Here is a 21,895-nt window from a genome sequence, read left to right on the forward strand (position 1 = left end):
GTGGCCGGTGGCTACTTGGCGTCGTGGAAGATGATGCCGGTGGTGAAGCGCTCGCCCGAGCGCACCCGGCTCACCCCGTGGCGCAGGTTGACCCGGTAGGTGCCCCGCGTGCCCCGCACCGGGCGGGTATGGACGGCGAAGACCACGCCCTCGCCCTGGCGCAGGGACACGACCTCGGCCCGCGATTGCATGCGGGGACGCTGCTCGGTCAGAACGAACTCGCCGCCGGTGAAATCCATGCCGGGCTCGGAGAGCAGGATGGCCACCTGCAGCGGGAAGACGTGCTCTCCGTAGAGGTCTTGGTGCAGGCAGTTGTAGTCGCCCGGTCCGTACTTCAGGAGCAGTGGCGTCGGCCGAACCTGGCCAGCCTCATGACAGCGGGCGAGGAATGCGTCGTGCCCTGCCGGATAGCGGACGTCGATGCCCATCGCCTCGTTCCAGCGATTGGCGAGCGGGACGAGCCGCTCGTAGAGCGCCGGCCTTAGGCGAGCGATCGGGTCGGGCAGCGGACGGGAATAGTATTTGTACTCTCCCCGTCCGAAGCCGTGACGGGCCATGACGATCCTGCTCCGGAAACGGGCGTCGTCATCATAGAGGCCGCGCAGCGGGGCGCATTCGCCGGTATCGAGCAACGGGCCAGTGGCGGCACAGCCGACTGCGTCGAGGTCGGCCTCGATGCGGGGCCAGTCCAGGCCGTCGACGGCGTTGCGGTCGATGGCCTGCAAAGCGGTTGCGCCACTCACCGCGGCACCCCCTCGCGAGCGAGAAGGTCGCGTTTGCGCTCGACGCCCCAGCGGTAGCCGGACAGCGATCCGTCCGAGCGCACGACCCGGTGGCAGGGGATAGCCACCGCCAGCTTGTTGGCGCCGCAGGCTTGCGCCACGGCCCTTACGGCGGCGGGCTCGCCAATGGCCCTGGCGATGTCGGCGTAGGTTGCCGTCGTGCCGACCGGGATAGCCCGGAGCGCTGTCCAGACACGCTGCTGGAAGGCGGTGCCGCCGATGTCGAGCGGCAGGTCGAGGCCGCGGCCGGGTGCCTCGACGAAGCCGATGACTTCCGCCACCCATCGCTCGAACGCCTCGTCACCTCCGGAAAGCTCGGCCTTCGGGAAGCGGTCCTGGAGGTCGCGAGCCAGGGCGTCGGGATCGTCCCCGAGAAGGATCGCGCAGACGCCCTTCTCGGTCGCCGCGACCAGGATCGAGCCAAGCGAGCACTCGGCGGCTGCGAAGCGGATGCGGGTGCCGGCGCCACCCTTGCGGTAGGCGGTCGGGGTCATGCCGAGCCGCTCGGAGGCGTTCGCGTAGAACCGGCTGGAGGAGTTGTAGCCTGCGTCGAACACAGCCTCGGTGATCGAACCCGCATCCTGAAGGCCCAAGGCGACGCGGCTGGCGAGGCGGGCACCGGCATAGGCTTTCGGGGTGATGCCGGCGACCTTCTTGAAGATGCGATGGAAGTGGAACGGGCTCATCCCGGCGACCTCGGCGAGATCGTCCAGCGCGGGCATCGTCTCGGCCTCCTCGATCATGCGGCAGGCGCGGGCGACAGCCTCGGCCTGCCGCTCGGCCAGGGCGGGCTCGTTCGGGCGGCAGCGCTTGCACGGCCGGAAGCCAGCGGCTTCCGCCTCGGCACAGGTCGCATGGAAGGCGACGTTCTCGGGCCGGGCCGGGCGCGCCGGACAGCTTGGGCGGCAGTACACACCTGTCGTCCGCACCGAATAGACGAAGCTGCCGTCGGCCTGGGCATCGCGGGCCTTGAGCGCGGCCCACTTGGCGGGATCGTCGGCCGGCGGCGCTACGGGCGCCCGCGGCCGGCGGGTGAGTTCGGCGATCTGCATCGCGGCATCTCCTTGGCTTGGTCGGGGTACCCTGCGGCGCCCGTTCATGGAGAGACCTTCGCCCGGGTGCCCGGGGCCCCGCACCCTGCTCCTTGCTCCGGAATCGTTTTTTTCGATTTCCGGAGTTTCGAGGGCCGCGGCGGAGCCAGCGCAAGTCGGGCGGCGTCATGTGCCCAGAGGTGCAACACGGCGTAGGCCCTCCAAGGCCGCCAAGCCGCCGAACGCACTTCCAGCGCTTTCGCGGTCGGACGTCCTGCCTCGTCCTCAAGGGCGCGCAGCAAGCCGATGTCGCCCGTGGGCAGGGCATCCGCCTCGCGCAATGCCCGCATGGCGATGTAGTGGGCGGTCCAGTCGCCGATCCCGCGCAAGGCCTTGAGGCGCGCCGTGGCTGTGGCGATCCCCTGGCCCGGATCGAAGAGATCCGGCTCCGAGAGGACGGCGGCAGCGACGGCCCGGATGGCGGCACCCCGGGCGCGTGGCATGTTGAGGACGAGCGCCACGTCGGCATCGACGAGGGCGGCGGGCGACGGGAAAATGTGGGTTAGGCCCGATTCGGCGACGTCCCTTGCCATCATCAGTGGTGTGCCGAAAGCCGCGACCAGTTTGCCGGCGAGGCGCGTGGCGGCCGAGACCGAAACCTGCTGCCCGAGGATGGCGCGGACCGCGAGTTCGAACCCGTCCCAGGCCCCGGGCACCCGCATTCCGGGACGGGCCGCCACGAGCTCGGCCATGAACGGGTCCGCCGAGAGTGCGCGCCCGATCTCATTGGGGTCTGCGTTGAGGTCGAACAGGCGCGCGGCCCGTTCGGCGGCGGCGTGGATCGTCCCCGCGACGGTGAGGGCGAGGGCATCGTCGCTCGCGCGCTCGACCCTGACGATCCCGTGCGCCCCACCCGAGGCGACGGTGCGGGCATAGAGACCTCGCCGCGCGGTCTCCACGCCCGGGATGGCGCGGGCGGCGAGATAGGCGTGCACCCCGTCCCAATCGAAGGGCGCCTCGAACGGGAGCCGAAGCGCCGCGGTTGCCTGGATCCGCTTGTCTCTGTCGCTGGCCGGGGGTCGATCCAGAGATGTCATGCGACGCTCGCGGCGAGCGTCCGAACGTGGGCCGCTGTTAAGCGCGCGAGCGCGTCGAGGACGTAGCCGCCCTCAAGCATAGACACGATGCGACCTTCGCAGTGGCGATGGGCGACCTCGGCGATGCGCGAGGTCACCCAGGCGAAGTCGTGATCGGTCAGCCGAAGGCCGCCGAGCGGATCGCCCTCGTGCGCATCGAAGCCGGCGGAGACCAGGATGAGGTCGGGTCGGAAGGCGTCGAGGGCCGGCAGGATGCGCCCCGTCCATGCCGTTCGGAACGGCCCGCTTCCGTCGCCCTCCTCCAACGGCGCGTTCCAGATGTTGCCGGCCCCGGTCTCGGCCATTGCGCCGGTGCCGGGGAACCACGGCATCCGGTGCGACGAGCCGTAGAAGAGATTGTGATCGGACCAGAATATGGCCTGGGTGCCGTTGCCGTGGTGGACGTCGAAGTCGACGACCGCGACGCGCTCCGCGCCGTGCCTCGCCTTTGCGTGCAGGGCCGCAATGGCCACGGCGTTGAACACGCAGAAGCCCATCGCCCGCTCGCGCTCGGCATGATGCCCCGGCGGCCTGACCTGGCAGAAAGCGTTCGCGACGCCGCTGCCGCGGTCCATCACCGCGTCGACCGCGCGCATGCCCGCCCCCACCGCCCTAAGCGCCGCTTCCCACGTGCCCGCCGAGACGATCGTATCGGCATCGAGGCGGACCGGGTAGGTGACGGAGTTCGCCGCCGCGGCTCGGATGCGGTCGAGGTGAACCGGGGTGTGGGCGCGTAGGATGGCGGCCTCGACATCGTTCCGCAGCGATGCCTCCTCACGCCTGAGGGCCGCGAAGTCCGGTCCCGCCAGCGCCTCGTCGATGACGCGCATCCGGGCTGGTCGCTCGGGATTGCCGAGGCCGGTCTCATGCTTGGCGAAGGCTGGGTGGGTGACGAGCAGCGTCCGACCGGCCGGAGGCTCGGCGGCCGTGCCTGGGGTCGCCGTCGCGGCGAGGGCCAAACCACCCGCCACGACCGTCCGCCGGGTCGGTCGGCAAGGATTGGGCGCGCTCACAGCGCCGGCGGCTTGCCGGCGTCGCAGGTTCCGGTCCGGCGGCCGGCCTGGACTTCGGTCATGGTCATGTTCTTCCCGCCCATCTGCATGGCGATGCGACCACGGAAGGAGGCCGGGGCCAGCTGGTAACGCGCGCTGGCATGCGCCGAGTTCTTGCCTTCGCAGGCGATGTCGAAGGTGAGTTCGTTCCCTTCCTGGCGGACGTTCGAGATCGGACAATGGGCGAGCGGGTTGTTGTCGCTCAGGACCGCGATGCCGTGGTTGTTGCCGTTCGCTTCGGAGGTCAGGCAGAGCCGGACCACCTTCTTGCCGGTCATGTCCTCCAGATGGGGCAGTTCGAGCTTCACCTCGATCTCGTAGGAGCCGCCTTCCAGCATCGCGGGCTCGGCCGCCAGGGCCGGCCCGGCAAGCAACGCGGCCAAGCACCATCCAACTCGGATCGACGGCATCGAAACCTCCCGTTTCCGGGGATCAGAACATGGGCGGCCCGCAGAGGCACCCCGGTTCTTGCTCCCGTATCCGCATGTCCCGCGCGCCGCCGTCCGAGTTCGGTCGCAAGAACCGAGGTGCGGCGGGTTTCGGGATGCCTACCCTCCCGGATGACCCAACGCCCGGTGACGCCGGCTTGGGAGATTTCGCAACCGAGAGAGGAGCCCCGCATGTCGAAGGAACAGCAGAACAAGGATGTGGTCGGCCGCTGGTTCAAGGAATACTGGGGCAATCCCTGGAACCCCGGCGTGGTCGACGACCTCGCCGCCCCCGACATCGTGGTCCATTACCCGCTTCACGGCCCGTGGAAGGGCCCGGAGGTCGTCAAACGCAAGATGACCGAGTTCCGCGAGGCATTCCCCGACCTCAACTTCTGGGGCGTGGGCGACCTGATCGCCGAGGGCGATTTCGTGGTCGGCCGCTGGGACGGCGGCGGCACCCATACCGGCCCTGCCTTCGATGACATCGCGCTCGGCTCGCTTCCCGCGAATTCCGGGAAAAGCATGCGCTTCACCGGCACCACCGTGTTCCGGCTGCAGGACGGCAAGATCGTCGAGGAGATCGGCGAGGAAGGAGCCCTCACGGCCCTTCAGGGCCTGGGCATCGTTCCGAAGAAGGCCGCTTGAAGCATGGCCGGCATCGGGAGACCTTTCCGATGCCGATTCTCGGTCCGCGGCATGCGGATGAGGGGCGGAATGAGGGGGCGCGACGCGAAGTCGGCTGGTGTGGGCTGGAGGTCCGACCTGCTCCCGTCGCCCGCGGGCCCCGATCCGGACAGGAGGGCCGTCCGGGCCGCGCTTGACGGCCTAGTCGCCGCGGGATGTGCCGAGTGGCGCTCGCTGGCAGGAGGGGCGACCGAGATCCGTTTGGCGACGGGGCAGCGCTTTCGGCTGGACGACGACGGGATTACCCGTTCGCATTAAATATTTGTGGCTGCTTCCGGCCAGCTTCGGCCTAACGTCCGCTTGAAGATGCTGGCGCTCGAAAGCGGACCGGCAAATGTCCACCCGATTCGGTCGCACAAGCGTGGCCGCGCGGTCCCCGAAAGCAGAAAGAGATTCTATGTGTGCGCCGGTGACAGGGCACCCGTCTTGGAGCCCGAGATCGGCATCGCTGTTGGACAAGTCTTTATCGTACCAGTGCATTTGGCGGCCTTGGCTGCCGGAATGCTGGTAGTCTACCTGATCAGGCTGCCGGGGCGGCTGCGGGGTTTGTTCCGGTTCTGGCCGACGGAGTGAGATGTCGACGGTTCGGCCTAGCCCGACGCCCAGACAAGTCTCAAATCCTCACCGGGACGCGCGTAAGCCGTCAGAACGATCCCCCCGCCATCCTCGTGAACGAACACCGTCGTGAGAGGAGGAGAACACCCGCGCGCCTTCTGCCGTGTCTGAGCTTCTTCGACGAGTTGCTGCACGCGGCGCTCGATCTCGGCGCGATCGGCAAATTCGTAACTGGTTTCTCCCCACTCGATAGGTCCATCGTCGTGAACGTCGAAAATGAAACGGGACACGGCGACACCAGAAGGCTCACACAGCGCGATGCGAGCGGCCTCCTCGCCGGTCGTGGCTGTGGCTAAAGTATACCTTAGGTCGGCCGGGATTGTTCCTAACGCAAAAGTGCCGGGACAGTTTCAGACACCAATCCTAACTCGGAAGTGCTCGATAAACCGCAGGCCATCCCATAGTTCGACGACGTTGCTGCCGCCGGCGGCTTGAGCCAGGGCCATTGCCTCATCATCATCACGAGCAGTGATTTCGCGAACTTCAAGAACCGTCTCGTCAGGTCGCGAACTACGTTCGGTAGCCCGGCGCTTCAGTCAGGGGTTGGGGGCCATCCCACATGAATTCGCTGCTCTCCCATCAGGCAGGAGCACAGTCGTGTCTCTCAGTCGCCGAAGCCCAAGGTTCCTGTACAGCGATGCGAATAGGCTGCGCCTCCAAAGCAGCGCTAGCAACCCCCGGTAACGCTCACGTGATCGCAGTGTGATTTCGCCGTTTAGATCGGAAGCCGTCGCACGGGCGGTAAAGGCTTGTGGAGGACTAAAATCTTTTTTGAACATCTGTTGGCGCGGTCGGTTCTTCCGACATCCCCGAACAAAGGAAAACGCAATATGCGCCTCACGACAATCGCGCTTGCCTCGACGCTCGCCCTCTCGCTGAGCGGAGCCGCCTGGGCTCAAGCCTCGGCGGGCAGCAACAACAGCATGGGCAAGACCAATAGCCAGGAAGGCACCGTCAACAATCCCGGTAGCGTGAACGGCAAGAGCGAGGCCGGCTCGTCCTCGACCGGTTCCATGGAAAAGGGCTCCGGTAAGATGATGAAGGGCGACGCGATGAAGAGCGGAGCCGGCATGCAGAAGGGCGGCCAGACTGGCGGTCCTGCGGAACCGACCCCCGGCCGCTAATCCAAAGCTACGCTAAGGAGAACCGGGCTTCGGCCCGGTTTTTCTGTACCTGCCACACTTGTGGCGAGACGATGGTTTTTCCCCGGAAGCATGTTTGATTGACGTTTGTTTAGCGCCAGGCCGCCGGGTGAGTTTGCGACCGAATTCCGTATAACCGCCAAAAACAAACCCACCGCGACGATCCGGCTGGCAGGAGTGTGCATTGGGGGTCCAATGCTCATTGATGTCTAGCGGATCACCGCAGCGAAGGAAGTAGCAGCCAAGACACAACAAAGCCCGCTACGGGAGCGGTCCGCAGCGGGTTCTGAAGTCAGGCGGAGCAGCACGCACACACCCGAGATCCGGCAACCTGGAACCCTAGCGATTGTTCAGACACAACAAAGGCCGCCCATGTAAGCCAACGGAGCGGCCTTTGAAGCCGGACCCTAAAGGAGAAACGAGCCCAGGCCCGATGAACCGAGGGCGCCGCTGAATGTTCAGCGCAAAAAGAAACCCGCCGCGGCAAGCCGGGGCGGGTCGGAGGGGTGAACGCGCTTGGGGGCTGAATACGTTCTGAGACGTATACGCGTGAGAACGGCTAAGGTTTCAGCGCTCAATCCCTTTTCCGCTTCAAGGCGCTGAGGAAGCGCTTCACGCCTTTTTCATCGCCCCGCTGACCCTCCGCGACGGGCGCCTCGACCTGGATAGGGTCGTCAACCGACTGGTCCGCGTCATTCTCTGCGTCAGGTTCACGAGCCAATTCGTGTAGGACTTGCTCAAGGATAGGTGGCCAGGCCTCGCCGCGGTCGTGAAACAGCCTCGCAGCCTTCGCCAAGGCGTGAACCTGCTCGTCGGTGACCCCGCGTCCCATCATATGGGCATGCAGGATTGCATTGGAGAGCGAGGTCGTGAGATCCGCGACCTCATCCATTCGGTTTGAGGTTGGCTCGGAGGTCATGGCTGCTTCAAAGATCCCTAAGACGTTCTTACGCGCCCGCAGGTGATCACTATGGATATGAAACGCTTAACCCTTTGCGCTGTTGCGGCTGTTGGCTGCATCACCGGGCCGGCGCTAGCCGAATGCAGCGGGCTAGCTGGGCCAGTTACCGAAACATCCGAGAACTCAGCGGCTCATCACTCTGGCAACAGTTTGCTTGAGCTTTGACGTGGCTTCTTCCGCATCAGGTGCATCGATGTGGCGATAGCGAGCCTGCACTAGCCCAAACACCCCGAAGGCAAAAAGTCCCGCAGCCGTCACGGCCAGCAGGACCCAGCCGTAGGGTTGCTCACGCAGCACCTGCAGGGCACCGGCAAGGCCTTTCACTTCAGCAGAGCTGCTATGCACAGCGGCAAGGATCAGAAAGGCGCCGACCAAGCCAAAGACCACACCACGAGCAGCAAACCCCAGCCGGCCCACAGCTACAGCCCACCTACGAACTTCCGCGGGCAAAGAAAGCCTCTCGAGCACATCACCCTTCCAGCCCTTGCGGAGGAAAGCCACGCCGACACCAATGACGACCAAGCCAATCAGTCCGGTCAGCCACTGCCCAAGGGGTTTGCTCAATAGCCACGCCGTCCAATCTTGGATCGCGTTATCATCGCCGCTCTCGCCTCGTTTGCCGAGTGCGAGCTGAGCTGCCGTTAGAGCCAAGCCGCCATAGACGATGCCGCCCATGATATGACCCGCGCGTTGTGCCAAAGCCGTGGCCGAGCTTCCACAACGATCGGCATCCGTGGCGCCTTCAATAATGCGCCAGAGGGCAAAGCCGACAAGGCCAACTGCGATGAGCCCAAGCCAGAGACGTCCATAGGGCTGATCGAGAAGGGCAGCCAACGCACTCTTGTTGCCGCCCGCCTGCCCACCTGCTCCGACCGCTGCGAGAACGGCTAAGCCGCCGACGAGGCAATAGACGACACCTCGCGCTCCGTAGCCAGCGCGTGCCAGCATCTCGAGGGTGCGTCGCTCAAGACGGAACATGGCAGTACTCGGAACCGATAGCCTGACGCCAATGAGAACGACTAGCCGCGAGGGACGTTCCGGCACCGCGTTGGGCCCAACCTTGGCCCGGCGCTGTCCTGATCGCTGAGGCTCCGCCCGAGTGCTCGTACACGCTCGGGCGATAGCCCACTCTGGCCGAGGACCAGCACCGCCATGGTCTGCACGAGCACGCGCTGAGCCGACGCCTCGGCAAACCGCTCCACTGTTTCCTGATTGATTCCCATCAGCACCACCTACCCTTGGGCGTGGCCATGCCCGATCCAGCCTCACCCTGGCAACCGCCCCGGATCATCCGGGCTTTTCGTCCGTTGCTCACCGGCCCTCGAAGAGTCAGGATTGCCACGATGCCGAACCGCTTGGCCCAGACCGAATCGACGCTCGCCACCCCCGACCGCCTGTGGCGGCCCGAGATCAAGCGGCACTTTGGACCCGATGGCGTGCTGCTCCACGGTTTCGGTCATGACGCAAATGGGTCGTAAGGCACGGAACTTCGATCGACGCACGAGGCCCGCCAGCGCGCGATCGTCGAATGGCGGCACGAGCGACGTTCTTAGTCGTGCGTCTTCGTCTCGGCCCTACCGACTATTTAGGGCGACGAGCGACCTGTCACCGTTGATGGGAATAGCTTCAGGAATCGAGAACTTGCAATCCTCACACTCGCGTAGGGAATGGCCGGATGGTTGTGAAAAGTATTTTTTCGGCGCATGGGCTTTTCATGGGGAAGTGCAAGCTCATCTGAGCTTCTAGTTAAACTGACGGACAGTCTAAAATGACAGACATTACGACCGCACAGGCCACTGACGCTGTTTCGCTCGCGGCCAACATCGTTGCGGCATACATTTCGAACAACTCGCTTCCGGCTGGCGATCTGCCCGCGATGCTCGTGAACGTACACCGGGCAGTGGCTGCAGCGGCAGGGAGCGGCGCGACTGACTCTGTGGCCGCGGCACAGCCGGACGAGGTCGAGAAGCCGTCTTCGGCTCAGGTCCGCAAGTCGATCACGCCCGACGCGATCATCAGCTTCATTGACGGCAAGGCCTACAAGACCATGAAGCGCCATCTCGGCACGCACGGGCTCGATCCGCATTCCTACCGCCAGCGCTACGGCCTGCCGAGCGACTATCCGATGGTCGCCCCGAATTATGCCGCCCAGCGCTCCGCGCTCGCCAAGTCGATCGGCCTCGGCCGTCCGGGCGGCCGTCTTCCGGAGGAAGAAGCTGTTGCCGAGGAGCCCAAGGGGCGCGGTCGGCGTAAAGCTGCTTGAGGCAAATCTAGAAGGTCGCCCCGGCTGGGCGGACCAGGCTGGCCAATCTTCGCTCGCAGCGAGCTAAAGCGACGCTGTCCTGCGGTAGGCGGCAAGCCAGCGTCGGCGAATGGCGTCCCGAGATCTCGACAGTATCTCCGCGATGCTATCGACGCCCTCCGCCACCTCAGCCGAAGTGCTTTGTCTCGGGCAAGCCGATCACGTAGGGAGCGCGGCAGCCCTGTTTCTGGCCATGCGATCGACGGTCAAGCTGTTCGCCGGCCATCAATCCCAATGCTGGCTGTCGAGTGAGCAGGCACCCTGCATGTGAGCCTCGATCGCAGTCATCACCGCGTCGAGCGTGAGGTGTCGATGCGAGATGCCCTCCAGTTTGCTGGTTGGCTCAGGCTCGATCTCAAACCCGCTTTCGCGCTTCACGCTCCCGAGGTTTCGGCCAAGCCGGTCCTTGAGGCTCCAGGCATTTCCCTGGGATCCGATCGGCGTGAGAACCACGTCCATAATTTGGGGTGCTCCAACGCAAGATTAAGTCATTTGTCCTGCGTTCAAAACGATGCCTAATTTCCGGCAAGCCGGACAGTCTGCTTGTGAACAAGCCTGCTTGTTCGCGGGTCCACGAGCATGGGACCGCGTTCTCTTCCGCCGCCTTACCGTCCGTCTCGCGCTCAGAGGTAGACCGGCTTGATCGCGGCATAGGATTAGGCGACCGGCCGACGGATGACCTAGAGCGGCACATTGGCGCCCCAATCGCGGCCCCGCCGCCCGATCTGATCGCGGGCTGGCGAGGCGCGTCCGATGTTCGCAGCGGACCGGGGCAATGATGATCCGCTACGGCGCTACGCGCGTCCTATAGTTGCTCCGACAGGTTGGCGTTCGCCGCTACGAGCGGTCCGTCGTCGAGGTCGTTCGGCGGGTCGCCGGGCGCCTCCTCACCTTCCGGCCTGGGCTGATCATCGACCGGTTCGCGGCCTTTGTCGGCCGGCTCCTGGATCGGCTCTTTATTGTCGGTACCGTCGGGAAGATTGAACATCAGGCTCTCCGGTTCGTAGGACAACTCCGCGCGAGCCGAAAATGTGCCGTCGCTTGTCAGGGTATGGACGCCCTCATGGCCCGCCGCGACAAAGCCGCCGGCATCGAGGTCGTGAAGGTCGAGGTGCAGGCGCTGACACGAACGTTGGAGGGCTCGGAATCTTTTTGAACATCTGTTGGCGCAGTCGGTTCTCCCGACATCCCCGAACAATGGAGAACGCAATATGCGCCTCACGACAATCGCGCTTGCTTCGACGCTTGCTCTTTCACTGACTGGATCTGCCTGGGCTCAAGCCTCGGCTGGCAGCAACAACGGCATGGGCAAGACCAACAGCCAGGAAGGCACCGTCAACAATCCCGGCAGCGTAAACGGCAAAAGCGAAGTCGGATCGTCCTCGACCGGCTCCATGGAAAAGGGCTCCGGCAAGATGATGAAAGGCGACGCGATGGAGAAGGGCGGCGCCATGAGGAAGACAGGTCAGGAGCCTTCGCCGGCCAACCCGACCCCGAACCGCTGACAGCGACCTGCGCTTAAGAGAACCGGGCTTCGGCCCGGTTTTTCTTTGCCTGCCACACTCATGGCGAAACGATGGCTTTTGCCCGGAAGCATGATTGAGTGACGTTTGTTTAGCGTCAACGCCTGGGTGAGTTTGCTACCTAATTCCGCAAAGCAAACTCGGCCGACCGGAGAGCAAGCTGGTTGCGCTAAATCGAGAGCCGAAGAAGTTTTGTATTCCTGTCATCTCGAACAACGATCGTCCAACCTTCGGCTTCGCCCAACTTCAAGGTCTCTCTTAGCTCCTCAAGCCCGAGCTCTGCCTGTTCTACTATTTCAGAAATGTTATCAGCTTCGACGCCACACTCATCTCGAATGACTTCGCCGTCCTTTTCTGCGTCAAAGTAATATCGCGATGTCACGGTGCTCTCCCGATTTTTACCTTCACGTCACTCGCAAATCCGAATTCAATTACCGGAAATATCGAAGCCGGCTCGTGAAATGCCTCCGAGAGTCAAGCCAAGTTTCCACAGCTTACGTAGTCAATGTTCGCTTGCTATTCCGACAAATTGAGGCGTACAACCATGGGCTTCTGGGGGAGTAAGTCCGTGATCCATTTAAGTGTCGGCAAACTTACGACTCCTCCCGTGCCTGCGAATGCAGGGCAAAACGCGGTACGAGACCACATTCGTAAGGTTTTGCAGAAACTTGCGGTCCATATTGCCGCAGAGCGAGTCGCCAGAACGTCTTAATCCTGGCGTCGCAATAGTTAATTTTTTTTGAAGAGCGAGCCGGCGCCATCCCAAGAGCCGAAGCTCAAGCCCAATCTCGGGGCCGAAAAGCTCGCACTCGTCATGCTCAGCTTCAAGCCCTGGGCGCTCTTGGTCTGTGACATGCAAACCAATGAGCTCAGCGGCATCCCTATTCGATGATGCGGACGGGTCGGCCGTCCCTCAATCAGGCTTAGGCAAGTCGCCGACCCAGAGGCCAGAAAACATCAACGTCGCCGTGTAGACCGTGACGTTGTGCTCGTTGCGGACAAGCACCGTGTAGGCTTGCTGGTCGCCATCCTTGGGGATCTCGTCCCGTGCGACCTGAGGCAGCGTTTCCATGGCCTCTCGGCGTATAGCAGCATAGCTGCTGCACTCTTGGCCCTCGTCATCTCGCATCAGCGAGTGACCGTCATGGATGTCGAAGAAATGGCGTGGCACCGGAACCTCACGTCAACCAGACCGAGCAACTCTCCGAACCGGGTTAGGTTACGGGTCGTCAGCTGCTTGCGCGTCTGAACAGTTAGATCGGCCGCCAACGCACGCGTACGTCGCCGTTCCGCCACCCATGGGCGCTCATGATGATCGAGCCATTCTCGCCGTAGACGATTACAGTCGCAGCAAGCGCGGCGCTGCCACGAGCTATTTGTCTCGCGCCGGCTTCATTGATCAGCTTCCGGGCGTGGTGCTCTATAGAGACACGGCCCTCGCAGTCGAACTCTTCGTCATCCCAATCGGACGAGTCGCCCTCGTTCACATCGAAAACATAGTGCTGCATGGCGCCGCTCCCGGCGGTAGGCGGGAGCACACGCATCTCTCAGCCGTTGGCGCCTGAGTCGGATGCCAACGATGGTTGCGACATTACGGCATTGTCGATTGCAGACAATCCATTGGGGATGAGGCTACACCTAGCGCGGGCGGGCAGGCGTCGAGGAGCGCCTCCATGCCGGAAACTTGTCCTTGAGACAGGCTCCCGCAGAACGGCGCGGAGCGGACGCGCGCGAAGAGGGTCGCCCGATAAAGCGATGCGGTCATGGTCAAGTCCTCGTGATGGAATGTCTGTTGCCGAGCAGTGCGATTTTACCGCGTGCACCTCCGTGCTTAGGCTGCGGTCAGGATCGACTTGCGAGGCACAAATGCTCGCCAGATTGCTGTCCACCTTCGCTCAGCCGAGCCCGGCCGAGACGGCGGTCGACATTAGGCTCGACGACCTCCCGAAGATGAAACCGCTCTTGCCACCGGCTGCCGTCAACGATGAGGCCCTCGCCGGATTCATTCTGCCACTGGAGCAGGAGCTTGAGGCAGCTGGTTATCTTCGAAAGACCGGGTAACGCATCGATGAGCGCTCGGCCTCATCCAAACGGCCGATCAACCAAAATGCGAATAGAGAATTCGACTACGTAGATTTACGGTTTTTCAGTCATCGACTCGCCTCACGAGGTTGATGACGGCGAGCCGAGCAGTGCCCTTCCCGGAATATCGTTGTTCGGCCCGCTTGAAGATTGATGTCGCGTGCGGCGATCGAGCCGCATGTTTCGAGTTGCTCTGAGGGGGCTCTGGAACCTTTCAGGGCAACAGCGGGTCGGGTGGCCTCTCGACAATGTTGCTCGACCCGCATGAGTTTCCGAGTTGCCCCGGCAGGTAGCCCCAAGCGCCGCGGAGCAACAGCGGGTCGGGTGGTATTGCGAGTCCTGCCCGACCCGCTTGATTTGCGGAGTTCCCCGAGATGCGTCCCCTCGCTTCCTCGGGCGTATAGCGGGTCGAGCGCCTCTTGCAGTCCGGGCTGCTCGGCCCGCTGGCAACTTTGAAGAGCACTCGGCCTCACGCGGCCGGCTGAGGTCTCAGAAGAATTCCGGAAACACGCGGCGGCTACGAACGAGCACCGTCAGCTTCTGCTCGATCTGACGGCGACGGACCGGGCGATGACGTTTCCCCCCAAGCATCGCTCGGCCCGTCAACCATTGATCGCCCAGGGTCGCTGTCTGCATCCGAAGCCGGATGGCCACGCGCTGGCTGTTCAAGTCGATCAGCGTATTGAATGCGCCGAATTCGGCCGCTTAGGTCGGGGACACCCAGCGCTGCTTAGCTGCGACCGCCCCCTCGCAGCGGCGCAGCCTCTTCCCATTCTCGATCGCGTTCCTGCAGAAGACGGGCCCGCTCCTCGTAAATCCTCGACTCCGCCGCGGCAGGATTTTCCTCGGTTGGCCGAGCCGGCTGCGCCTGACGAGGCATGTTCTCCAGCATGAAGTCGGCGAGCGCAGCGACTGCCCTGTCGAGTTGCCTGGTCGTAACCATTCGCGTCTTCAAGCACTCGCGCCGATCTCGCGTGGCGAACGTCGCACAGGTCGCGCCGGTGAGACCCAGTGCCTCCAACGTCTCTGAATTAAATGGGAGCCGATCCGCGGGCATGGCCTGGAGCCTCTGCATCCGGCGCGCTGTGGTCTCCCCCGCCGAATGGAAATCACGCACCCCCGGGTAACGCCTCGCGAGGTCCATCCAGACGTGATTACGGATCGTCGTGATCCGGGCCGGGCCGATTTTCCTCGCCTCGATGAGTTCGACCGGCGTCGCAAGCGCCAGAGCGGCCATGTCCGAGAAGCCGGCCTTTCGCAGGCATCCACGCACGTAGCCGGTCAGCAACCGTCGACCGAACCCGGCCATCACGAGGTGCTCCAGGGCTGCCCCGGAAAGCTCCTCGAAGAGTGGCAGTCGCGCGGCGATCTCGTCAAAGAGCACTGGACCTGCCGCTCTCATCGACAACGGTGCCGCCATGGGCGTCGTCGAAAGCGGCTTCCAATGCTGCAGGGGCGATTGGCTGCGACCATGCCGATCAGTGGAGCTCGTAGCAGTTCACGACGACGCGCTGTGCTCGCGTCACATCGAAAAGAGATGAGCACTGAACGAGATAGTTCGCGTCCTTCTTCCGAAACAGGATGAGCGAGGTGCGGACGTCGAGGTTGCCGGAATAGGCTGCGACCTCCCAGCCGTCGCTCAGAAGGCGCTCGATCGTTGGTGCGTTGCCGGCGGCGGATGCGGCGCATGAGCTCAGGAGGCAGGAGGCGAGACCGATCCAGCGCATCAAATGCTCCCGTTTGTGAAGGATCCGAGCTCGACGAGTTCTATAAGATTGTCGGTTGGCGCGCCTTATCCCGCGGAGCCCTGACGGATTTGCGAATCTCCCTCATGCTTCAGTGCGAACAATGCCGAGAATGAGGAAGCTTTTCAGCACGACATTTGCCCGCGCTGGCCGTCAGCCGCTTCCGCAGCGGTCTCGATCCCGAATAAGAGCGGCTGGGAGAAGCTGCCCGAGCCATTGGCGCGGTAAGTGTCTGTCCAAAGGGCGCCGGCCTGCCTAGAGCATCTGGGTTCGGCGCAAAGCGGACGAATGCGTCCGGCTCAATGAGCTACGTCTCAATCCGGCAGCCGCTTGATCCGGGACAACGCAGCCATTTTTTGAGACAGAGATTTGATCCCCTCTCTGTTATCTCCGCGTTGTCCTCAGGGTGAGGTTCGGGGTGCACCGAAGCGTTATACCGACCGATTTCGGGACAGCGCACTCCGGCGATAAATCACGACGGACAACAGTGGTTTGCGCTGTTCCGGCAATCCGAGGCAGCACGCATGTCGGGAACACACTTCAACAAAATCAATGGTCTGCGTGGGCTTCCCAAGCTGAATGTCGTCGGTTCGATCCCGATCGCCCGCTCCAACTTGCCCGTTGAATGAGCAGCAGTTCCAGCGCCCTACTGCTCATCTCGTGTCACCTAAAAATGCATCGCGTTTTCCACGGTCTCGGTCCAGATCCGACCAAGAGACCACATTAGCCTCTCTGACCGTTCATGAAGAGAGGCTATTAGGAAATTTACTTGATAGGCCGTGAGGCTCGTAAAAATATTGTCGAATATAATATTCGGCAAAATCAATATTATGTGCGAATCTGGTTGTATGGCTTGCGTATTTTTAATGCCGATATAGCTAAATATGTAATCGAGTTTATAGAATAAGATCAATTTCCTATTGATTTGCAGCCGCCGTAGGCAATTTCAACATTCGCGCGCGTCTGGGGATCCAATGTTGCGCGGGCAAAGTTAAATTTGCTTAGATCTATGGTAATGAAGTAAATTCCATTTTGACATTTGATTGAATTCTTCGGCCCATTCTCATTTAGTCGCGGTTTTATTTTTTGACATTCATAAAATTCAGTTTTTCCGGCGGAAATAAGATTCAAATAATCGTCGTTCCAGACTAATGAAAAACGACGTTCTGCAATGGCATTCACAAGAGAGCCATCTGCGGCGGTGTGTTCTTTTAATTTTATTGCAATATCTTCAGAGCACAGGAGCGCATTCTTTAATTGAGCATGCGCGTGCGTTGATGACAGCAACGCAAGTGCAATGCCCATGACAATTCTCATCTGATCACCTGGCGGAGGCGCGAGAGGAGTGAATAGTCAAGTCTACGTAGTTTCCGCCACGGTTGGCAGCCGAAATTTTCGTCAGGTCCACGAGAAAATGATGACACGACACTCCTGCCGTGTCGGTGCGGGTCGCACGTTACGGATCGGCCACTCCGCTCCGGGCCTCGTGGGGGCCGCATGTTGCTCGGCGGCATCGCCCTGGACCCGCCGTCGGGCACCTGTCTCAACGCGATCATGAGCCCGCGATGATCCTCGCCTGGATTGACTGCACCTCGGTGCAGGTCCCGCACCTCGCCGGCTTGGCCCGTGTCGGTGCAATGGCGGCTTATCTGGCGCACTTCGTTGGCTTCGCGCGGGCGCAGAAGCGTCTCCCCGGCTCGATCCTGATCGGCTGCGGCCTCATGGCTGCCGCAGATCTGCTGTCCAGGCTGCTCTTCTACCCCTATCAGATGCCCGTCGACCACTTCGCCTCCCTGGTCGGCGCACCGTATCTGGTCTGGGCTGTGATGCGCCCCTCGAGTTCGTGATGCTGAAGGCCTTCCTCGCCTATTACCGGCCGCACAGGACGCTGTTCCTGATCGATTTCGGCTGCGCCGTGCTGTCGGGCCTGCTCGAACTCGGCTTCCCGCTCGCCGTGAAGGTCTTCGTCGACCGGCTGCTGCCGCAGCAGGATTGGGGATTGATCGTGCTCGCCGCGGCCGGATTGGCGCTGCTCTACGTCGCCAATGCCGGGCTGATGGTGGTCGTCACCTATTGGGGCCACGTGCTCGGCATCAACATCGAGACGACGATGCGGGCGCGGGCCTTCGACCATCTGCAGAAACTGTCCTTCCGTTTCTACGACGGCCAGAAGACCGGGCATCTCGTCGCCCGCGTGACCAAGGACCTCGAAGAGATCGGCGAGGTTGCCCATCACGGTCCCGAGGACTTCTTCATCGCGGTGATGACGCTGGTCGGCGCCTTCGCGCTGATGATCTGGGTCCACCCTCCCCTGGCCTTGATGACGGCGGCGATCCTGCCGGTCATAGCCTTCGTGACGCTCCGCTACGGCGGCCGCATGACGCGCAACTGGCAGTCCCAGTACGGCCGCGTCGGCGCCTTCAACGCGCGCATCGAGGAGAATGTCGGCGGCGCCCGCGTGGTGCGCGCCTTCGCCAACGAGGCGCATGAGCGTGCGCTCTTCGCGGTCGACAATGCCCGCTACCGCGCCACCAAGCTCGAAGCCTACCGGATCATGGCGGCGAGCCTGTCGATCAACTACCTCGGCATGCGCCTCGTCCAGATCATCGTGCTGCTCGGCGGTGCCGCCTTCGTGGTGCGCGGCGATCTCTCGGCCGGCGGCTTCGTCGGCTTCCTGCTCCTCGTCGGCGTGTTCTACCGGCCGCTCGAAAAGATCGGCGCGGTGGTCGAGACCTATCCGAAGGGCATTGCCGGCTTCCGGCGCTACATGGGCCTGCTCGGCACCGAGCCGGACATCGTCGATCGTCCCGATGCGATCGTGGTCTCGGGTCTGCGGGGAGACATCCGCTTCGAAGGTGTCTCCTTCGGCTACAGCCCGGACCGGCCGGTGCTGCAAAACCTCGATCTCGCCGTCGGCGCGGGCGAGACCGTGGCTTTGGTCGGGCCTTCGGGCGCCGGCAAGACCACGCTCTGCTCGCTGATCCCGCGCTTCTACGAGGTCGAGGCCGGCCGCGTCACGGTGGATGGTCACGACATCCGCGACTGCACCCTCGCCTCTCTGCGCGGGCAGATCGGCATCGTGCAGCAGGACGTCTTCCTGTTCGCCGGCACGATCCGCGAGAACATAGCCTATGGCCGGCTCGATGCGAGCGAGGACGAAGTCCTGGACGCCGCGCGGCGCGCCCGCCTCGGCGAGTTGATCGCCGGCCTGCCCGAGGGGCTCGACACGGTGGTGGGTGAGCGCGGCGTGAAGCTGTCGGGCGGCCAGAAGCAGCGCCTCGCCATCGCCCGCGTCTTCCTCAAGAACCCGCCGATCCTGATCCTCGACGAGGCGACCTCGGCGCTCGACACCCAGACCGAGCGCGAGATCCAGGGCGCGCTCACCGAGCTCGCCGTCGGCCGGACCACGCTGGTCATCGCCCATCGGCTCGCCACGGTGCGCCACGCGGATCGCATCGTCGTCGTGACCGAAAACGGTGTCGTCGAGCAGGGGCGTCACGACGCGCTCCTGGCCGCAGGCGGATACTACCGGCGCCTGCACGCAGCCCAGTTCGCCGCGGACGAACAGCCGCTCACGGCGGCCGAGTAGGCGCGGATCCCGGGGTTCGAACGCGCTCGAAGGTTGCATTCACGATCGGATGCGCGGGGAAGTTCGTTTCACTATCCCGTTGATAGGCCTCGCATTGTCGGGATCGCTGCCGTAACCTCTGTTAAACCGCCCATCCGAAGGGCGACAGGGAGGACACCGATGGAGCGCAGTCGCGACCTTGATCCGGTCGAGACCCGAGAGTGGCTCGAGTCTCTGGATGGCGTGCTCGATGTCGAGGGGCCGGACCGAGCGCATTTCCTGATCGGGCAGGTGGTCGAGGAGGCCCGCAAGCGCGGCGCTCCGGTGCCGTTTTCCGCCAACACCGCCTATCTGAACACGATTCCCGTCGACAAGCAGGACCCGCATCCGGGCGACCGCCAGATCGAGCACCGAATCCGCTCGGCGATCCGCTGGAACGCCATCGCGATCATCCTGCGGGCGAACAAGGAATCCTCGGAGCTCGGTGGCCATATCGCGAGCTTCCAGTCGTCGGCGACGCTCTACGACACCGGCTTCATGCACTTCTGGCGCGGTGACAACGACGAGCATGGCGGCGACCTGATCTACGTACAGGGCCATTCCTCGCCCGGCATCTACGCCCGCGCCTTCCTCGAAGGGCGCATGACTGAGGAGCAACTCCTCGGCTACCGCCAGGAGGTCGACGGCAAGGGCATCTCCTCCTATCCGCATCCCTGGCTGATGCCGGATTTCTGGCAGTTCCCCACCGTGTCGATGGGCCTCGGCCCGCTGATGGCGATCTATCAGGCGCGCTACCTGCGCTACCTGCATCATCGCGGCCACGCCAATACCGACGGCCGCAAGGTCTGGGCCTTCATGGGCGACGGCGAGATGGACGAGCCGGAGAGCCTCGGCGCCATCTCCATGGCGGCGCGCGAAAAGCTCGACAACCTGGTCTTCGTCATCAACTGCAACCTGCAGCGGCTCGACGGACCGGTGCGCGGCAACGGCAAGATCGTCCAGGAGCTGGAGGCCGATTTCCGCGGCGCCGGCTGGAACGTGATCAAGTGCCTGTGGGGTTCGGGCTGGGACGCGCTTCTCGCCAAGGACACCACCGGCATGCTGGCGCGCCTCATGGAGGAATGCGTCGACGGCGAGTACCAGGACTTCAAGTCGAAGAACGGCGCCTATATTCGCGAGAACTTCTTCGGGAAGTACCCGGAGACCGCGGCTCTCATCAAAGACTGGTCGGACGAGGACATCTTCCGCCTCACCCGCGGCGGCCATGACCCCTCGAAGGTATTCGCGGCCTATTCCGCCGCCTCGAAGCACAAGGGCCAGCCGACGCTGATCCTCGCCAAGACCGTCAAGGGCTACGGCATGGGCGAGTCGGGCGAAGGCCAGAACATCACCCACCAGCAGAAGAAGATGGGCGAGGCGGTGCTCCGGCAGTTCCGCGACCGCTTCGGCATCGAGCTGACCGACGACCAGATCAAGGAGATCCCGTTCATCCGCTTCCCGGAAGGGAGCCCGGAGATGAACTATCTCAAGGCCCGGCGCGCCGCGCTCGGCGGATCGCTGCCGGCCCGGCGGCGCAAGTCGATCAGCCTGGAGATCCCGCCGCTCTCCGCCTTCGGGGCACAGCTCAAGGAGACCGCAGGGCGCGAGATCTCGACGACCATGGCCTTCGTGCGGGTGCTGAACACGCTCCTGCGCGACAAGAACATCGGCAACCGCATCGTGCCGATCGTGCCGGACGAGAGCCGCACCTTCGGCATGGAGGGCATGTTCCGCCAGTTCGGCATCTTCTCCCAGGTCGGCCAGCTCTACCGGCCGGAAGATGCCAACCAGCTCATGTACTACAAGGAGGACGAGAAGGGTCAGATGCTCCAGGAGGGCATCAACGAGCCCGGCGCGATGTCCTCATGGATCGCGGCGGCGACCTCGTACTCGACCTCGAACGCGCCGACGATCCCGTTCTACATCTACTACTCGATGTTCGGCTTCCAGCGGACGGGCGACCTCGCCTGGGCGGCCGGCGACATGCGGGCGCGGGGCTTCCTCGTCGGCGGCACAGCCGGGCGCACGACGCTGAACGGCGAGGGCCTCCAGCACGAGGACGGCCACAGCCACCTGATGTCGGCGACCATCCCGAACTGCGTCTCCTACGATCCGACGTTCTCTTATGAAGTCGCGGTGATCGTTCAGGACGGCCTGCGCCGGATGTATGCCGAGCAGGAGGACGTCTTCTACTACCTCACCATCATGAACGAGAACTACGAGCATCCCGGCATGCCCGAGGGTGCCGAGGCCGGCATCATCAAGGGGATGTACCTCTTCAAGGAGGGCAAGGGCCGCAAGGACGGCCCGCGGGTCCAGCTTCTGGGCAGCGGCACCATCCTGCGGGAGGTGATCGCAGCGGCCGAGATGCTGGAGACCGAGTACGGCATCGCCGCCGACATCTGGAGCTGCCCGAGCTTCACGGAGTTGCGCCGTGACGCCATGGCGGTGGAGCGCTGGAACCTGCTCCACCCCACCGAAACTCCCAAAAAGTCGCATGTCGAGACCTGCCTCGAGGGCCGCGCCGGTCCCGTGATCGCGTCGACCGACTACATGCGGCTGTTCGCCGACCAGATCCGGCCTTATGTGCGCGGCCGCTACCGCGTGCTCGGCACCGATGGATTCGGCCGGTCGGATTACCGTGTGCGCCTGCGCGACTTCTTCGAGGTCGACCGGCGCTGGGTCACGGTGGCGGCGCTCCACAGCCTCGCCGCCGACGGGGCGATCCCCATGACCAAGGTGGCGGACGCCATCAAGAAATACGGCATCGACCCGGAGAAGCCCGGCCCCTGGACGGTGTGA

At 63.5% G+C, this 21,895-nt stretch carries 24 protein-coding genes; 8 read left to right on the forward strand and 16 right to left on the reverse strand.

From position 1 onward, the window contains the following. Nucleotides 1-11: 11 nt before the first annotated feature. The 5 genes from HCU64_RS22535 to HCU64_RS22555 are packed head-to-tail and all read right to left on the reverse strand — an operon-like array spanning nt 12 to nt 4,411. A complete protein-coding gene (locus HCU64_RS22535; protein ID WP_233386536.1) occupies nt 12-743 on the reverse strand; it encodes a 2OG-Fe(II) oxygenase in 732 nt (243 codons plus the stop codon). Then, the gene (ada, locus tag HCU64_RS22540) at nt 740-1,834 is read right to left on the reverse strand and encodes a bifunctional DNA-binding transcriptional regulator/O6-methylguanine-DNA methyltransferase Ada (RefSeq protein WP_233386538.1); all 1,095 of its coding nucleotides are present in this window, start codon (nt 1,832-1,834) and stop codon (nt 740-742) included. Before ada ends, HCU64_RS22535 begins: the two co-directional genes overlap by 4 nt. 44 nt (nt 1,835-1,878) lie before the next feature. Then, nucleotides 1,879-2,910, reverse strand: a complete 1,032-nt coding sequence (locus tag HCU64_RS22545) for a DNA-3-methyladenine glycosylase family protein (RefSeq protein WP_233386540.1) — start codon at nt 2,908-2,910, stop codon at nt 1,879-1,881. Then, nucleotides 2,907-3,920, reverse strand: coding sequence for a histone deacetylase family protein (locus HCU64_RS22550; RefSeq protein WP_325170010.1), 1,014 nt, complete (start codon nt 3,918-3,920; stop codon nt 2,907-2,909). Before HCU64_RS22550 ends, HCU64_RS22545 begins: the two co-directional genes overlap by 4 nt. Nucleotides 3,921-3,958: 38 nt before the next feature. Beyond that, nucleotides 3,959-4,411, reverse strand: a complete 453-nt coding sequence (locus HCU64_RS22555) for a DUF3617 domain-containing protein (RefSeq protein WP_233386541.1) — start codon at nt 4,409-4,411, stop codon at nt 3,959-3,961. Nucleotides 4,412-4,621: 210 nt separating this feature from the next. Here HCU64_RS22555 and HCU64_RS22560 point away from each other — a divergent pair, with 210 nt between their 5' ends. Beyond that, the gene (locus HCU64_RS22560; RefSeq protein ID WP_233386542.1) at nt 4,622-5,077 is read left to right on the forward strand and encodes an ester cyclase; all 456 of its coding nucleotides are present in this window, start codon (nt 4,622-4,624) and stop codon (nt 5,075-5,077) included. A 629-nt stretch (nt 5,078-5,706) separates the two neighbouring features. Here the strand turns inward: HCU64_RS22560 and HCU64_RS22565 are convergent. Continuing rightward, on the reverse strand, nt 5,707-5,961 hold the full coding sequence (locus HCU64_RS22565; protein WP_233386543.1) for a hypothetical protein: 255 nt from the start codon (nt 5,959-5,961) through the stop codon (nt 5,707-5,709). Between the two features lie 600 nt (nt 5,962-6,561). On the opposite strand from HCU64_RS22565, the gene HCU64_RS22570 reads away from it, so the two are divergent. Beyond that, on the forward strand, nt 6,562-6,855 hold the full coding sequence (locus HCU64_RS22570; protein ID WP_233386544.1) for a hypothetical protein: 294 nt from the start codon (nt 6,562-6,564) through the stop codon (nt 6,853-6,855). Between the two features lie 592 nt (nt 6,856-7,447). On the opposite strand, the gene HCU64_RS22575 is transcribed toward HCU64_RS22570, so the two are convergent. Continuing rightward, nucleotides 7,448-7,792 carry a hypothetical protein gene (locus HCU64_RS22575; RefSeq protein ID WP_233386545.1) on the reverse strand — a complete coding sequence of 115 codons (345 nt, stop codon included), beginning with the start codon at nt 7,790-7,792 and terminating at the stop codon, nt 7,448-7,450. 165 nt (nt 7,793-7,957) lie between these two features. Beyond that, nucleotides 7,958-8,812 (reverse strand): DUF1206 domain-containing protein, encoded by an 855-nt coding sequence (locus HCU64_RS22580; RefSeq protein WP_233386546.1) that lies wholly within the window; start codon nt 8,810-8,812, stop codon nt 7,958-7,960. Nucleotides 8,813-9,177: 365 nt separating this feature from the next. Here HCU64_RS22580 and HCU64_RS25345 point away from each other — a divergent pair, with 365 nt between their 5' ends. Both HCU64_RS25345 and HCU64_RS22585 read left to right on the forward strand, forming a co-directional pair. Next, complete coding sequence (locus HCU64_RS25345) at nt 9,178-9,312, forward strand: hypothetical protein (RefSeq protein WP_267922597.1); 135 nt, start codon at nt 9,178-9,180, stop codon at nt 9,310-9,312. A 290-nt stretch (nt 9,313-9,602) separates the two neighbouring features. Next, on the forward strand, nt 9,603-10,097 hold the full coding sequence (locus tag HCU64_RS22585; protein ID WP_233386548.1) for a MucR family transcriptional regulator: 495 nt from the start codon (nt 9,603-9,605) through the stop codon (nt 10,095-10,097). Between the two features lie 264 nt (nt 10,098-10,361). On the opposite strand, the gene HCU64_RS22590 is transcribed toward HCU64_RS22585, so the two are convergent. Together HCU64_RS22590 and HCU64_RS22595 are read right to left on the reverse strand one after the other, a co-directional pair. Next, complete coding sequence (locus HCU64_RS22590) at nt 10,362-10,595, reverse strand: hypothetical protein (protein ID WP_233386549.1); 234 nt, start codon at nt 10,593-10,595, stop codon at nt 10,362-10,364. Nucleotides 10,596-10,941: 346 nt separating this feature from the next. After that, a complete protein-coding gene (locus HCU64_RS22595; protein WP_233386551.1) occupies nt 10,942-11,124 on the reverse strand; it encodes a hypothetical protein in 183 nt (60 codons plus the stop codon). Nucleotides 11,125-11,299: 175 nt separating this feature from the next. Between HCU64_RS22595 and HCU64_RS22600 the strand changes: the two genes are divergently transcribed. Next, a complete protein-coding gene (locus HCU64_RS22600; RefSeq protein WP_233386552.1) occupies nt 11,300-11,641 on the forward strand; it encodes a hypothetical protein in 342 nt (113 codons plus the stop codon). 187 nt (nt 11,642-11,828) lie between these two features. On the opposite strand, the gene HCU64_RS22605 is transcribed toward HCU64_RS22600, so the two are convergent. The 6 genes from HCU64_RS22605 to HCU64_RS22630 all read right to left on the reverse strand — a co-directional run bounded on the left by HCU64_RS22605 (nt 11,829) and on the right by HCU64_RS22630 (nt 16,791). Beyond that, a complete protein-coding gene (locus HCU64_RS22605; protein ID WP_233386553.1) occupies nt 11,829-12,041 on the reverse strand; it encodes a DUF6894 family protein in 213 nt (70 codons plus the stop codon). 531 nt (nt 12,042-12,572) lie between these two features. Further along, nucleotides 12,573-12,830 carry a DUF6894 family protein gene (locus HCU64_RS25670; RefSeq protein WP_233386554.1) on the reverse strand — a complete coding sequence of 86 codons (258 nt, stop codon included), beginning with the start codon at nt 12,828-12,830 and terminating at the stop codon, nt 12,573-12,575. Between the two features lie 82 nt (nt 12,831-12,912). After that, entirely contained in the window at nt 12,913-13,167 is a 255-nt protein-coding gene (locus HCU64_RS22615) for a DUF6894 family protein (RefSeq protein WP_233386555.1), read from the reverse strand. A gap of 1,304 nt (nt 13,168-14,471) precedes the next feature. Next, the gene (locus tag HCU64_RS22620) at nt 14,472-15,050 is read right to left on the reverse strand and encodes a hypothetical protein (RefSeq protein WP_233386556.1); all 579 of its coding nucleotides are present in this window, start codon (nt 15,048-15,050) and stop codon (nt 14,472-14,474) included. A gap of 169 nt (nt 15,051-15,219) precedes the next feature. Continuing rightward, entirely contained in the window at nt 15,220-15,468 is a 249-nt protein-coding gene (locus HCU64_RS22625) for a hypothetical protein (protein ID WP_233386557.1), read from the reverse strand. Nucleotides 15,469-16,395: 927 nt separating this feature from the next. Beyond that, entirely contained in the window at nt 16,396-16,791 is a 396-nt protein-coding gene (locus tag HCU64_RS22630; RefSeq protein ID WP_233386558.1) for a hypothetical protein, read from the reverse strand. 260 nt (nt 16,792-17,051) lie between these two features. Here HCU64_RS22630 and HCU64_RS22635 point away from each other — a divergent pair, with 260 nt between their 5' ends. The 3 genes from HCU64_RS22635 (at nt 17,052) to aceE (ending at nt 21,895) form a co-directional block, all read left to right on the forward strand. Beyond that, nucleotides 17,052-17,333, forward strand: a complete 282-nt coding sequence (locus HCU64_RS22635; RefSeq protein ID WP_233386559.1) for an iron chelate uptake ABC transporter family permease subunit — start codon at nt 17,052-17,054, stop codon at nt 17,331-17,333. After that, nucleotides 17,333-19,075 carry an ABC transporter ATP-binding protein gene (locus tag HCU64_RS22640; RefSeq protein WP_233386560.1) on the forward strand — a complete coding sequence of 581 codons (1,743 nt, stop codon included), beginning with the start codon at nt 17,333-17,335 and terminating at the stop codon, nt 19,073-19,075. The genes HCU64_RS22635 and HCU64_RS22640 overlap by 1 nt, the downstream gene beginning before the upstream one ends. Before the next feature lie 159 nt (nt 19,076-19,234). Further along, the gene (aceE, locus tag HCU64_RS22645) at nt 19,235-21,895 is read left to right on the forward strand and encodes a pyruvate dehydrogenase (acetyl-transferring), homodimeric type (protein ID WP_233386561.1); all 2,661 of its coding nucleotides are present in this window, start codon (nt 19,235-19,237) and stop codon (nt 21,893-21,895) included.

The organism is Methylobacterium sp. C25 (assembly GCF_021352225.1).
Classification (GTDB): Bacteria; Pseudomonadota; Alphaproteobacteria; order Rhizobiales; family Beijerinckiaceae; genus Methylobacterium.